General features: G+C 68.3%; 11 protein-coding genes. All 11 read right to left on the bottom strand.

Annotation, left to right across the window (positions count from 1 at the left end; all coding sequences use genetic code 11):
• Position 1: 1 nt before the first annotated feature.
• Complete coding sequence (rpsL, locus tag AB0J90_RS22855; protein WP_007465318.1) at positions 2-376, bottom strand: 30S ribosomal protein S12; 375 nt, start codon at positions 374-376, stop codon at positions 2-4.
• 463 nt (positions 377-839) lie between these two features.
• Positions 840-1,379, bottom strand: a complete 540-nt coding sequence (locus AB0J90_RS22860) for a hypothetical protein (RefSeq protein ID WP_363598851.1) — start codon at positions 1,377-1,379, stop codon at positions 840-842.
• Positions 1,380-1,479: 100 nt separating this feature from the next.
• Positions 1,480-1,836, bottom strand: a complete 357-nt coding sequence (locus AB0J90_RS22865) for a hypothetical protein (protein ID WP_363598930.1) — start codon at positions 1,834-1,836, stop codon at positions 1,480-1,482.
• An 80-nt stretch (positions 1,837-1,916) separates the two neighbouring features.
• Entirely contained in the window at positions 1,917-5,804 is a 3,888-nt protein-coding gene (locus AB0J90_RS22870) for a DNA-directed RNA polymerase subunit beta' (protein ID WP_363598853.1), read from the bottom strand.
• 128 nt (positions 5,805-5,932) lie between these two features.
• Positions 5,933-9,364, bottom strand: coding sequence for a DNA-directed RNA polymerase subunit beta (locus AB0J90_RS22875; RefSeq protein WP_363598855.1), 3,432 nt, complete (start codon positions 9,362-9,364; stop codon positions 5,933-5,935).
• 586 nt (positions 9,365-9,950) lie between these two features.
• Positions 9,951-10,337: a 50S ribosomal protein L7/L12 gene (gene rplL, locus AB0J90_RS22880; protein WP_363598857.1), complete on the bottom strand. Its 387-nt coding sequence runs from the start codon at positions 10,335-10,337 to the stop codon at positions 9,951-9,953.
• 57 nt (positions 10,338-10,394) lie between these two features.
• Positions 10,395-10,940: a 50S ribosomal protein L10 gene (gene rplJ / locus AB0J90_RS22885; protein ID WP_326561104.1), complete on the bottom strand. Its 546-nt coding sequence runs from the start codon at positions 10,938-10,940 to the stop codon at positions 10,395-10,397.
• Positions 10,941-11,249: 309 nt separating this feature from the next.
• Positions 11,250-11,942, bottom strand: coding sequence for a hypothetical protein (locus tag AB0J90_RS22890; protein WP_363598859.1), 693 nt, complete (start codon positions 11,940-11,942; stop codon positions 11,250-11,252).
• Positions 11,939-12,760 carry an ATP-binding cassette domain-containing protein gene (locus AB0J90_RS22895; protein ID WP_363598861.1) on the bottom strand — a complete coding sequence of 274 codons (822 nt, stop codon included), beginning with the start codon at positions 12,758-12,760 and terminating at the stop codon, positions 11,939-11,941. Before AB0J90_RS22895 ends, AB0J90_RS22890 begins: the two co-directional genes overlap by 4 nt.
• 102 nt (positions 12,761-12,862) lie before the next feature.
• Positions 12,863-13,582, bottom strand: coding sequence for a 50S ribosomal protein L1 (gene rplA, locus AB0J90_RS22900; RefSeq protein WP_363598863.1), 720 nt, complete (start codon positions 13,580-13,582; stop codon positions 12,863-12,865).
• Between the two features lie 89 nt (positions 13,583-13,671).
• A complete protein-coding gene (gene rplK / locus AB0J90_RS22905; protein ID WP_363598865.1) occupies positions 13,672-14,100 on the bottom strand; it encodes a 50S ribosomal protein L11 in 429 nt (142 codons plus the stop codon).
• Positions 14,101-14,293: the final 193 nt, after the last annotated feature.

The raw sequence follows: 14,293 nt of genomic DNA on the forward strand, positions 1-14,293 counted from the left end.
GTCAGCTCTTCTCCTTCTTCGCGCCGTAACGGCTGCGCGCCTGCTTGCGGTTACGAACGCCCTGGGTGTCCAGCGAGCCGCGGACAATCTTGTAGCGCACGCCGGGGAGGTCCTTCACCCGGCCGCCACGAACCAGCACGATCGAGTGCTCCTGCAGGTTGTGCCCGACGCCGGGGATGTACGCGGTCACCTCGATCTGGCTGCTCAGCTTCACACGGGCGACCTTGCGCAGCGCCGAGTTCGGCTTCTTCGGGGTGGTGGTGTAAACACGCGTGCACACGCCGCGCCGCTGCGGGCTGCCCTTCAGCGCGGGCGTCTTGGTCTTCGTCGTCTTAGCCTGGCGGCCCTTTCGGACCAACTGCTGAATGGTGGGCACCGGGTTTTCCGCTCCCTCCGACCGCCTGCCTGGCGGTCGCGCCTTGGTCGTAGTCGCCCGGGTGGGTGACTCTCCTACATTCCAACCGAACCCGTCCGTGGACGGCTCCGGCACCCGCGGTCGGGCGTGTCGCCCGTCCACGGTCCCGCTGCGCGCTCTCGCCCGCACCGGTTTTATCCGGTCGGCGTACGTTCACCGCCGACCTCTTCGACTGGGTCGTGATGCCGCTCGATGGCCGGATACCGGCTCGCGAGCACACACGAGTTGCCCGGGCGAGCCCGGGCACGAGGGGAAGGGTACCTACCAGAAGCACCCAGGTCAAAACGGGGGTTCCCCGAAAAGCCACGCCGTGGCTTCCCGGCCCGTCCTGCCCGCGCACCCACAGCAGGCACCTCTAGCAGCAAGTGTACCGGCACCGCAGGAATTCGGCCCGGCCGGCCCCCGGACCGGGACCGGCGCCGGATCAGCCGAGCTGCAGGAGCACCGCCAGCCCGAACCCGATCACGGTCAGCCCGAGGCCCGCCGCACCGCACCAGATACCGGACACCGCCAGTCCCGCTCCGACGAAACGGACACCGGACGACGGCGTCGCGGCTCGGGTCTGCCGCCGCCCGAGCACCCCGAGCACGATCGCCGCAGCACCCAGCAACGCGCCCAGGACGCCGAAGGCGCCGGCCACCCAGGCGCCCCACCCACCGCTCACGCCGACCAGCCCGAAGCAGAAGACCACCAGCGAGACGACGATGGCGGCGATGCCGGCGGCCAGCGCGCCGACCGCCAGCCCGGAGGTGATCGGCGGCACATCCAGGTAGGCGAGGCCGAACGGCGTACCGGGGACGGGGTCGACCCGGCGGGGTGGGCGCCACGTCTCGCGCGGCGGCAGGGGCACCGGGGCCGGTCGCCCCGGGCCGGCCGGCGCCGGCACGGTCGCGGGGAAACCCGCCTGCGGGTACGCCGACGGCTGGCCGCCCGGTCCCGAGGGTGGCCGCGCCTCTTCCGTCACCGACATCCCCCTCCGACAGCCAAGCCCCGGCCGGGCCGGACCGGGCTGGTCCTCCGACGGGGTCCCCACACTCTAGGCGGTCTCCCGCCGGGGCAGTGCGCTAGTTGATGGTGGGTGCGAAGTCCTGACCACCGGGCGTGCCGGCGAGGTGCAGCAGCCCGATCACGACCACCACCACGGCCGTGACGGTGGCCAGCGTCATGCCGGCCCAGGCCAGCCGCTCCCCCCGGCGCAACAGTGCCGCACCGGTGAGGTAACCGGCCGAGGCGTACGCCTCCCGGCGGGCCTGCCGCGCCAGCAGCAGCGCGATCGTGGCCGGCACGATGCCGCCGAGGAACACCCCCGTGAGCGCGGCCATCAGACCCAGCGCGAAGACCGCCCGGGCCTTCGTCGAGCGCACCGGATCCGGGTCGAGCGGGTGCCGCAGCAGCGGTCCGGGCAGGGTCACCGGCGTCATCTCCACCCGGCCAGCCTACAAACAGGCGAGCGCCCCACGCGCCGTCAGTACGGCACATGGGGCGCTCGGACCCGTTCTGGTTAGCGGTACGACCCGAAGTCGAAGTCGTCCAGCGGAACCGCCTGCCCGCTGGCCGGTCCGAAACCGTAGTCGGTCTCGGGGTACCCGGTCATCGAGTAGACCTTGGCCTTCGCCTCCTCGGTCGGCTCCACCCGGACGTTGCGGTACTTGCTGATGCCAGTACCCGCCGGGATGAGCTTTCCGATGATGACGTTCTCCTTGAGACCGATGAGCGAGTCACTACGGGCGTTGATCGCCGCGTCGGTGAGCACCCGGGTGGTCTCCTGGAAGGAGGCCGCCGACAGCCACGAGTCGGTCGCCAGCGATGCCTTGGTGATACCCATCAGCACCGGCCGACCGGCCGCGGGCTCGCCGCCCTCGGACACGAGCCGGCGGTTCTCCGACTCGAACAAAGCGCGGTCGACCAGCACGCCCGGCAGGAACTCGGTCGCACCGGAGTCGATCACCGTGACCCGCTTGAGCATCTGGCGGATGATGATCTCGATGTGCTTGTCGTGGATCAGCACACCCTGCGAGCGGTAGACCTCCTGGACCTCCTGGGTCAGGTGGACCTGGACCGCGCGCGGGCCGAGGATGCGCAGCAGCTCGTGCGGGTCGATGGTGCCCTCGGTGAGCTTCTGCCCGACCTCGACGTGATCGCCGTCGTGGGCCCGGAGCTTGACCCGCTTGGAGATCTTGTCGTACACGATCTCCTCGCTGCCGTCGTCCGGCACCACGATGATCTTCCGCGAGCGCTCGCCGTCCTCGATCCGGATCCGGCCGGGGGTGTCGGCGATGGGCGCCTTACCCTTCGGCACCCGGGCCTCGAAGATCTCCTGCACACGCGGCAGACCCTGGGTGATGTCCTCACCCGCGACACCACCGGTGTGGAAGGTACGCATCGTCAGCTGCGTACCCGGCTCACCGATCGACTGGGCCGCGATGATGCCGACCGCCTCGCCGATGTCGACCGACTTGCCGGTCGGCAGCGAACGGCCGTAGCAGGCCGCGCAGACCCCGAGCTTGGACTCGCAGGTGAGCACGGAGCGAACCCGGACCGTCTCGACGCCAGCCTCGACGATCTTGTCCACCAGGATGGAGTTGAGGTCCATCCCCCGCTCGGCGACCACGGTGCCGTCGGCGCCCTTGATGTCGTCGGCCAGGGTACGGGCGTGCACACCGGTTTCGGCGTGCGTGTGCACCACCAGCTTGCCGCCGAGGAACTCGCCGACCTGCATGGGGATGGCGCGGTCCGTACCGCAGTCTTCCTCGCGGATGATCACGTCCTGCGAGACGTCCACCAGACGACGGGTCAGGTAGCCCGAGTCGGCGGTACGCAGCGCGGTGTCGGCCAGACCCTTACGGGCACCGTGCGTGGAGATGAAATACTCCAGTACGGACAGACCCTCCCGGTAGCTGGCCTTGATCGGCCGCGGGATGATCTCACCCTTGGGGTTGGCCACCAGGCCACGGATCGCGGCGATCTGGCGGAGCTGGAGCAGGTTACCGCGGGCACCCGAGTTGATCATGACCCAGAGCGGGTTCTCCTGCGGTAGCGCGGTTTCCATCTCCTTGGCGACCTCGTTGGTCGCCTTGGTCCAGATCTCGATGAGCTCGCCGCGACGTTCCTCGGCGGTCATCAGACCCCGCTGGTACTGCTTGTCGATCCGGTCGGCTTCCTTCTCGTACCGCTCCAGGATCTCCGGCTTGCGCGGGGGCGCGATGACGTCCTGCATACCGATCGTCACGCCGGACCAGGTGGCCCAGTGGAAACCGGCCTCCTTGAGCCCGTCGAGGGTCGCGGCCAGCGCCACCTTCGGGAACCGCTCGGCGAGATCGTTGACGATCGCGGAGAGCTGACCCTTGCGGATCTCGTAGTTCACGAAGCGGTAGCCCTGCGGCAGCGTCTCATTGAACAGCACCCGACCCAGCGTGGTGTCGACGGTCAGCGCCGATCCGGGAACCCAGCCCTCGGGCTCGGTCCACTTCTCCGCGCCGGCACCGTTGTCGACACCGATCACGCCGTGCAGGCGGATCTTGATCGGGGTCTGCAGGTGCAGCTCACCGTTGTCGAAGGCCATCCGAGCCTCGGCGTCCGAGCTGAACGCACGACCCTCGCCGACCTCACCGGGGGTGAGGTGGGTCAGGTAGTACAGCCCGATCACCATGTCCTGGGTAGGCATGGTCACCGGCTTGCCGTCGGCCGGCTTGAGGATGTTGTTCGACGACAGCATCAGGATCCGCGCCTCGGCCTGGGCCTCGGCGGACAGCGGTACGTGCACCGCCATCTGGTCACCGTCGAAGTCCGCGTTGAACGCGGTGCAGACGAGCGGGTGGATCTGGATCGCCTTGCCCTCGACCAGCTGCGGCTCGAAGGCCTGGATGCCGAGACGGTGCAGGGTCGGTGCCCGGTTGAGCAGCACCGGGTGCTCGCCGATGACCTCTTCCAGCACATCCCAGACGACCGGCCGCTGCCGCTCGACCATCCGCTTCGCGGACTTGATGTTCTGCGCGTGGTTGAGGTCGACCAGCCGCTTCATCACGAACGGCTTGAACAGCTCCAGCGCCATCTGCTTGGGCAGACCGCACTGGTGCAGCTTGAGCTGCGGGCCGACCACGATGACCGAACGGCCGGAGTAGTCGACGCGCTTGCCGAGCAGGTTCTGGCGGAACCGACCCTGCTTGCCCTTGAGCATGTCGGAGAGCGACTTCAGCGGGCGGTTACCCGGACCGGTGACCGGCCGGCCACGGCGGCCGTTGTCGAACAGCGCGTCGACGGCCTCCTGCAGCATCCGCTTCTCGTTGTTCACGATGATCTCCGGCGCGCCCAGGTCGATCAGGCGCTTGAGCCGGTTGTTCCGGTTGATCACCCGGCGGTAGAGATCGTTCAGGTCCGAGGTCGCGAACCGGCCACCGTCGAGCTGCACCATCGGGCGCAGGTCCGGCGGGATGACCGGGACGCAGTCGAGCACCATGCCGAGCGGCGAGTTGCGGGTGTTCAGGAACGCCGCGACCACCTTCAGCCGCTTGAGCGCCCGGATCTTCCGCTGGCCCTTGCCGGACCGGATGATCTCGCGGAGGTTCTCCGCCTCGGCGTCGAGGTCCATGTTCTGGACCAGCGCCTTGATCGCCTCGGCACCCATGCCGCCGGTGAAGTACTCACCGAACCGGTCCCGCAGCTCCCGGTAGAGCAGCTCGTCCGTGACCAGCTGCTTCGCGTCCAGCTTGCGGAAGGTGTCGAGCACCTCGTCCAGCCGGTCGATCTCGCGCTGCGCCCGGTCGCGGATCTGGCGCATCTCGCGCTCGCCGCCCTCTTTGACCTTGCGGCGCACGTCGGCCTTGGCACCCTCGGCCTCGAGGTCGGCCAGGTCGGCCTCCAGCTTGGCGGCCCGCTTCTCGATCTCCGAGTCGCGGCTGTTCTCCGCCTGACGCTTCTCGGCCAGGATCTCGTTCTCGACCGTGGACAGGTCGCGGTGACGCGCTTCCGCGTCGACGCTCGTGATCACGTACGATGCGAAGTAGATGATCTTCTCGAGGTCCTTGGGAGCCAGGTCGAGCAGGTAGCCCAGCCGGCTCGGGACGCCCTTGAAGTACCAGATGTGGGTGACGGAAGCGGCCAGCTCGATGTGGCCCATCCGCTCACGACGCACCTTGGAGCGAGTCACCTCGACGCCGCAGCGCTCACAGATGATGCCCTTGAACCGGACCCGCTTGTACTTACCGCAGTAGCACTCCCAGTCCCGCTGCGGACCGAAGATCTTCTCGCAGAAGAGCCCGTCCTTTTCCGGCTTCAGGGTGCGGTAGTTGATCGTCTCGGGCTTCTTAACCTCGCCGTGCGACCACTGGCGGATGTCGTCCGCGGTAGCCAGGCCAATGCGCAACTCGTCGAAGAAGTTGACGTCGAGCACGTTATGTATCCCTCGTGTCGTGTCTTATTTCGTTGCTAGCTCTCCCGGGAAAGGTCTGGGGCAGGGTGACCCACGAAGGGATCAAGCCTGACCACCGGAGCGGGTCACCCTGCCCCAGACCTAACGCCTCAAACTTCCTCGACCGAGCTCGGCTCACGCCGGGACAGGTCGATGCCAAGTTCCTCCGCCGCCCGGAAGACCTCGTCGTCGGTCTCGCGCATTTCCAGGGCCACGCCGTCGCTGGAGAGCACCTCAACATTCAGGCACAGCGACTGCAGCTCCTTGAGCAGCACCTTGAACGACTCCGGGATACCCGGCTCGGGGATGTTCTCGCCCTTGACGATCGCCTCGTAGACCTTCACCCGGCCCAGGACGTCGTCGGACTTGATCGTCAGCAACTCCTGCAGGGCGTACGCGGCTCCGTACGCCTGCATCGCCCAGCACTCCATCTCGCCGAACCGCTGGCCACCGAACTGCGCCTTACCACCCAGCGGCTGCTGCGTGATCATCGAGTACGGTCCGGTCGACCGAGCGTGGATCTTGTCGTCGACCAGGTGGTTCAGCTTCAGGATGTAGATGTAGCCGACCGCGATCGGGTCCGGCAGCGGTTCACCGGAGCGACCGTCGAACAGCTGCGCCTTACCGCTCGCACCGATGAGCTGCTTGCCGTCCCGGTTGGGCAGGGTCGACGAGAGCAGACCGGCGATCTCCTCCTCGCGGGCACCGTCGAAGACCGGCGTCGCGACGTTGGTGTCCGGCACCGAGGTGTCGGCGTCGATGGCGCGCAGGTTCCGCTTCCACTCGGCGTCGTCACCCTCGACCTGCCACCCGGTCTTGGCCACCCAGCCAAGGTGGGTCTCCAGCACCTGACCGATGTTCATCCGGCTCGGCACACCGAGCGGGTTGAGCACGATGTCGACCGGCGTGCCGTCCTCCAGGAACGGCATGTCCTCGACCGGCAGGATCTTGGAGATGACACCCTTGTTGCCGTGCCGGCCGGCGAGCTTGTCGCCGTCCTGGATCTTCCGCTTCTGGGCCACGTAGACGCGGACCAGCTCGTTGACCCCCGGCGGCAGCTCGTCGCCGTCCTCGCGGGAGAAGGTACGCACACCGATGACCGTGCCGGTCTCGCCGTGCGGCACCTTCAGCGAGGTGTCCCGGACCTCACGCGCCTTCTCACCGAAGATCGCGCGGAGCAGACGCTCCTCCGGGGTCAGCTCGGTCTCGCCCTTGGGCGTGACCTTGCCGACCAGGATGTCACCGGGCACGACCTCCGCACCGATCCGGATGATGCCGCGCTCGTCGAGGTCGGCGAGCATTTCCTCGCTGACGTTCGGGATGTCGCGGGTGATCTCCTCCGGGCCCAGCTTGGTGTCGCGGGCGTCGACCTCGTGCTCCTCGATGTGGATCGAGGTGAGGGCGTCCTGCTGTACGAGGCGCTGCGACAGGATGATCGCGTCCTCGTAGTTGTGGCCCTCCCACGGCATGAACGCCACGAGCAGGTTGCGCCCGAGCGCCATCTCGCCCTCGTCGGTGCACGGACCGTCGGCGATGACCTGACCGGCCTCGACGCGGTCGCCCTCGAAGACGACCGGCTTCTGGTTGACGCAGGAGCCGGCGTTGGAGCGGCGGAACTTGTGCAGCAGGTAGGTACGGCGGTGACCGTCGTCCTGGTGCACCGTCACGTAGTCGGCGCACAGGTCCTCGACCACACCGCCGACCTCGGCGACCACCACGTCACCCGCGTCGACCGCGGCCCGGTACTCCATGCCCGTACCGACGAGCGGCGCCTCGGCCTTGACCAGCGGCACCGCCTGGCGCTGCATGTTCGCGCCCATCAGTGCCCGGTTGGCGTCGTCGTGCTCGAGGAACGGGATCATGGCGGTCGCGACCGACACCATCTGGCGCGGCGAGACGTCCATGTAGTCGACCGCGGTCGGGGCGACGTAGTCGACCTCACCGCCCTTCCGACGAACCAGGACCCGGTCCTCGGCGAAGTGACCGTCTGCCCGCAACGGGGCGTTGGCCTGCGCCTTGACGTACCGGTCTTCCTCGTCCGCGGTCAGGTAGTCGATCTGGTCGGTGACCTGACCCTCGACGACCTTGCGGTACGGCGTCTCGATGAACCCGAAGGGGTTGACCCGCCCGAAGGTGGACAACGCGCCGATCAGGCCGATGTTCGGGCCTTCCGGCGTCTCGATCGGGCACATCCGGCCGTAGTGCGACGGGTGCACGTCCCGGACCTCGAAGCCGGCCCGCTCACGGGACAGACCACCCGGGCCGAGCGCGCTCAGCCGGCGCCGGTGGGTCAGACCCGCCAGCGGGTTGGTCTGGTCCATGAACTGGGACAGCTGCGACGTACCGAAGAACTCCTTGATCGCCGCCACCACCGGGCGGATGTTGATCAGGGTCTGCGGCGTGATCGCCTCGACGTCCTGGGTGGTCATCCGCTCGCGGACGACCCGCTCCATCCGGGAAAGACCGACCCGGACCTGGTTCTGGATCAGCTCGCCCACGGTACGCAGCCGCCGGTTGCCGAAGTGGTCGATGTCGTCGGCCTCGTAGCCCTCCTCGCCGGCGTGCAGCCGGCAGAGGTACTCCACGGTGGCGACAACGTCGTCCTCGGTCAGCGTGCCGGTGGTGATCGGCACCTGCAGTTCGAGCTTCTTGTTGAACTTGTAACGGCCGACCTTGGCTACGTCATACCGCTTCGGGTTGAAGAAGAGGTTGTCGAGCAGGGTCTGGGCGTTCTCGCGCGTCGGCGGCTCACCCGGCCGCAGCTTGCGGTAGATGTCGAGCAGCGCCTCGTCCACCCCGGCGATGTGGTCCTTCTCCAGGGTGGTCATCATCAGCTCGGACCAGCCGAACCGCTCGCGGATCTGCTCGCCGGTCCAACCGATCGCCTTGAGCAGGACGGTGACGGCCTGCCGGCGCTTACGGTCGATGCGGACACCGACCGTATCTCTCTTGTCGATGTCGAACTCCAGCCAGGCACCCCGGCTAGGGATGACCTTGACGCTGGAGAGGTCGCGGTCGGAGGTCTTGTCCGGCTGCTTGTCGAAGTACACGCCCGGAGACCGGACGAGCTGGCTGACCACGACGCGCTCGGTGCCGTTGATGATGAAGGTGCCCTTCGGCGTCATCATCGGGAAGTCACCCATGAACACGGTCTGGCTCTTGATCTCGCCAGTGGTGTTGTTGGTGAACTCCGCGGTCACGAACAGCGGCGCGCAGTAGGTCAGATCCTTCTCCTTGCACTCCTCGATCGAGGCCTTGACCTCGTCGAAGCGCGGTGCGGAGAAGGACAACGACATAGTGCCGGAGAAGTCCTCAATGGGGCTGATCTCGTCGAGGATCTCCGCGAGACCCGAGCGTGCGTGCGGGTCGTCGGCCGACCGGCCCTGCCAAGCCTCGTTGCCAACCAGCCAGTCGAAAGACTCGTTCTGGATGGCGAGGAGGTTGGGGACCTCGAGGTGTTCGGTAATCCTGCCGAATGAGATTCGGCGGGGCGCGAATGCGCTCGACGTACGACTGGTCTTCGCAGGGCGGGAAGCTGCCAAGATGCGTCCTTCCGAGGACCGGTGCTGCAGAACGGCTGTTTCGCGTGCACTCCAATGACCCCACTAGAAATATCCACAATCGGACATTCCGAGCAGGGGTCAAGTCGGAAGGCAGCGCAAACTAGCAGTGTAGCCGAGCGGCTAACCGCTGTCCAGCCCGGCACGGCAGAACGTTGCGAAACGTGCCGAGGCCCGAGGCCGCCACGCGTTCAGATACGCGCTCGCACGTCTTTCGCACGCTCCCCGCGGGCCACCGGGAGCGTCGGCAGCGGGTGCTGCCGGCACGACCCAGGTGATGGCCGTCGCAAGCGCGGAAGGTCTTGCTGTGTCAGCGTGCCTGCCCGTGCCCTGCCCCGTCAAGGGCTGGAACGCCGGTCAACCAACGTCTTTCCCCCGACAGTCCCGGTCCACACCCCGTCCGCCGCCCGGGCCGGTACGCCAAAGCCCTGATCACCTGCTGTCAGCAGACAGCAGCGGGCGGCGATCCGATCTCGGACCGCCGCCCACGACGACGCGATGTGCGTCAGCTCACGTGTACGGGTGGCGCTGGCGCCAACGCCACCCGCGATCGTGTGCCGGGGTGGAACTACTTGAGGGTGACCTTCGCGCCCTCGGCCTCGAGCTTGGCCTTGGCCTTGTCCGCGGTCTCCTTGTTGACCTTCTCGACGACAGCCTTGGGGGCGGCCTCGACGAGGTCCTTGGCCTCCTTCAGGCCCAGGCCGGTCAGCTCACGCACGACCTTGATGACCTGGATCTTCTTGCCGCCGTCAGCCTCGAGGATGACGTCGAACTCGTCCTGCTCCGGCTCCGCCTCGGCGGCCGCGGCGGCGGTGCCACCGGCAACGCCCACGGCGACCGGCGCGGCCGCGGTGACCTCGAAGGTCGTCTCGAACTGCTTCACGAACTCCGACAGCTCGATCAGCGTCATTTCCTTGAACGCGTCGAGCAGCTCGTCGGTGCTGAGCTTCGCCATGGCTGGCGTCCTTTCCTCGTACTTTCGAAAGTTGATCGGGTGCGCTCGAGCCGGCCGTCAGGCCTGCTCGGCGCCCTCCTTCTCGAGCTTGTCCTGCAACGCCGCAGCCAGGCGGGCGGTCTTGGACAGCGGCGCCTGGAACAGCGCCGCGGCCTTGCTCAGGTTGCCCTTCATCGCGCCGGCCAGCTTGGCCAGCAGCACCTCACGGGACTCGAGGTCGGCGAGCTTGGTGACCTCGTCCGCGGTGATGGCCCGACCCTCGAAGACGCCACCCTTGATGACGAGCTTCGGGTTGGCCTTCGCGAAGTCCCGGAGACCCTTCGCCGCCTCGACGACGTCGCCGCCGACGAAGGTCAACGCGGTAGGACCGGTGAACAGCTCATCGAGACCCTGGATACCAGCGTCCGTCGCAGCGCGCTTGGCCAGCGTGTTCTTGGTGATCGAGTAGGTCGTCTCCCGACCCAGCGAGCGCCGCAGCTGAGTCAGCTGGGCGACCGTCAGGCCGCGGTACTCGGTCAGCACGGTGGCACCCGAGCTACGGAAGCTCTCGGTGAGTTCGGCAACGGCCGTGGCCTTGTCGGCCCGAACCGGCTTGTCCGCCATGTCCCTCCTCTCTCATTGCTAAAGGCTGGTTACCTTCGTGAAAGGTAGGAAGGAACCGCCGCAACGAGAAACGCCCCGGCGCAGGGCGCACGGGGCGACAGGGTCACGTGAACATGACCGGCACGCTACCGTCTCCGCCTGCGCGGGCCGCCCGTCGAACGGGACCTTCAACCGTGCCTCAGCACGGTGGCCAGCGGTCTTTGGTGGTTACGTCCGCCCGAACCGAAGCCCAGACGACTTGTCAAGAGTACGGGACGATCCGGCCACCACCAAATCAGCGCCCGGTCGGGCGCGAACGGGTGAGCCAGGTCATGCCCGACGTCGGCGCAGCCAGGCGTACAGGGCCAGGGCGGCGGCGCTCCAGAGCAGGGCGTGCCCGGTCAGCTCCACCACCCGCAGGCCGCTCGGTCCCGACGTGATCGCCCGTGCGGTGGCCATCATCGGCGGCGCCACCCACGGCAGCACCGAGTCCCGCAGCCCGAACACGACCGCCCCGACCGCGCCGCCGACCAGGACCAGCACCCCGTACCGGGGGCTGTCGGTCGCCGCCCGGCTGGCCAGAGCGCCGAGCGCCACCGCCGCGGGCAGAACCAGCAGGTGCGCCCAGACCCCGAGCGTGATCCCCTGGGCCAGCGGCAGGTGCTCCGGCTTCTCGGGACCGGTGATGGCACCCAGCGCCCAGGGCAGGACGAGCGCGATCATCACGGTGCCGAGCCCGGCGACCGTGCCAGCGACCAGACCGGCGGCCAGTTCCCGGCTCCGGCTGCCGACGGCGACCAGGGCCAGCCGGCGGGCCACGTCCGGCTCGACGTCGAGCAGCAGCTTGGTCTGCCACGCCAGTACGGGAAACAGGACCACCGCGGAGACCCCGTACGCCTCCCCCGCCTGCGACTGCCCACCGCCGTGGAGCACACCCAGCACGACCAGCCCGGCGATCATCGGCGCGATCGCCCGACCGGTCCGGACGAATCCGGCCAGCCGCATCCGTACCAACGCGATCATGAGGTCAGCTCGCTCTCGGTCAGCCCGCTACCGGTCGACTTCTCGTTACCGTTCGACTCGCTGCCGGTTCGCGGGCTCGGTGGCGGTTCGGCGGCCCGTACCCGGATCACCTGGTGACCGGCGGCGCGCAGGGCGGCGACGGTGCCGGCGGCGTCGGCGGTCGGGACCGCGATCTCCACCACGGTGCTGCCGCCGCCCTGGGCCGGCCCGCCGACGGTGACCGTGCCGTCGGCGACCACCCAGTGCGCCGCCTGCGGCAGCCGCACCGTCTCGCCACGGTGGTCACTCACCAGCACCGAACCGCCCGCGTGCAGCACCTCGGCGATCAGGTCCGGCACCAACTCACGGGCGGCCGCGTCGAGCCCCTCCCAGGGCTCGTCCAGGACCAGCAGATCCGGCGGTACGAGCAGCGCCTGGGCGAGCCCCACCTTCTGCGCGGTGCCCTTGGACAACTCGGGCAGCCGCACGTCGCGGTACCGGGCCACCCCGAGCCGTTCGGTCCACGCCGTCACCACCCGCCCCGACTCGGCGGCGGACAATCCACGCACCCGCGCCATCGCGGTCAGGTACTGGTCGATGGTGAACGGCTGGTCGGCCGGGAAGCGTTCGGGCACCCAACCGACCACCCGGGGACGGTCGCGTACGGCGCCTCGGGTCGGACGGAGCACCCCGGCGGCCAACTGGAGCAGGGTGGACTTGCCTACCCCGTTGGGCCCCAGCACCACCGCTGCCTCGGCGGGTGCCAGGTCGAGTTCGACCGCGCGCAGCACCCAGGGAGCGCGTCGGCGGTACCGCAGCCAGACATCGTCGAGACGCATGCAGCCGAGCTTGCCAGACCCACGTACGCGTCGGGGCCCCACCCGTTGCTGGGTGGAGCCCCGACGCGTCGTACGTGAGCCCTGAATCGGACCCGGAGTGGCTCAGGCCTCGACGGCCGAGTCGCCCCGCAGGTTCTTCACCACGTTCGGGTCGACCGGCACGCCGGGGCCCATGGTGGTGGCGACGGTGACCTTCTTCAGGTACTTGCCCTTGGCCGCCGACGGCTTGGCACGCAGCACCTCGTCGAGGACAGCGGCGTAGTTGTCGATCAGCTGGGTCTCGGTGAAGGAGGCCTTGCCGATGATCAGGTGCAGGTTGGAGTGCTTGTCCACCCGGAAGGTGATCTTTCCACCCTTGATGTCCGAGACGGCCTTGGTGACGTCCATGGTGACGGTGCCGGTCTTCGGGTTCGGCATGAGGCCGCGCGGGCCCAGGATCCGCGCGATCCGGCCGATCTTGGCCATCTGGTCCGGGGTGGCGATCGCCGCGTCGAAGTCGAGCCAGCCCTCCTGAATCCGGGCGACCAGCTCGTCCGTGCCGACCTCGTCCGCACCGGCGGCAACGGCCTCGTCGGCCTTCGCGCCAGCGGCGAACACGATCACGCGGGCGGTCTTACCGGTGCCGTGCGGCAGGTTGACCACCCCGCGGACCATCTGGTCGGCCTTACGGGGGTCGACGCCGAGGCGCATCGCGACCTCGACCGTGGCGTCGAACTTCACCCTGCTGGTGTCCTTGGCGAGCTTGACCGCCTCGGCCGGGGTGTAGAGCTTGTCCCGGTCGATGACCTCGGTGGCCTTGCGGTAGTTCTTGCTGTGCTGCATCTCTGACTACTCCTGTGGTGTCTGGCGGGTCGCGCCGTCGGCGCGCCCTCCCACGAATTCCGAACTCGCCACGCTGAGGTGGAGAGTTGTCACTTGATCGTGATGCCCATCGAGCGGGCGGTACCGGCGATGATCTTCGCGGCCTGCTCCACGTCGTTCGCGTTGAGGTCGACCATCTTCTTCTCGGCGATCTCGCGGAGCTGCGCCTGGGTGATCGAGCCGACCTTCTCGCTCTGCGGCACGCCGGAGCCCTTGGCCACACCGGCGGCCTTGATCAACAGGCGCGCGGCGGGCGGGGTCTTCAGCACGAAGGTGAAGGTCCGGTCCTCGTAGACGCTGATCTCGGCGGGGACGATGTCACCACGCTGCGACTCGGTCTGCGAGTTGTACGACTTGCAGAACTCCATGATGTTGACGCCGTGCTGGCCGAGCGCCGGGCCGACCGGCGGAGCCGGAGTGGCCTGGCCTGCCGGCAGCTGAAGCGTGAACGTCTTGACGAGCTTCTTCTTCGGAGGCATGTCTCTTCCTGGGGCTTGATATCTGGTGAATGTGCACCGGACGTTGTCGGCACCGGGGCGCGCACGGTCAGCGCGACCAACGGGGCGACGTTCTAGGATAGCGCAGGCCGGAGCCCGGCCATCCGCCCAGGTCGCCGTCGAGGCCGAACAGACGGCGATGGGCGCCGGGCCCGACCGGACCCGACGCCCATCA

This window comes from Micromonospora sp. NPDC049523 (assembly GCF_040676775.1).
Classification (GTDB): Bacteria; Actinomycetota; Actinomycetes; order Mycobacteriales; family Micromonosporaceae; genus Micromonospora_G.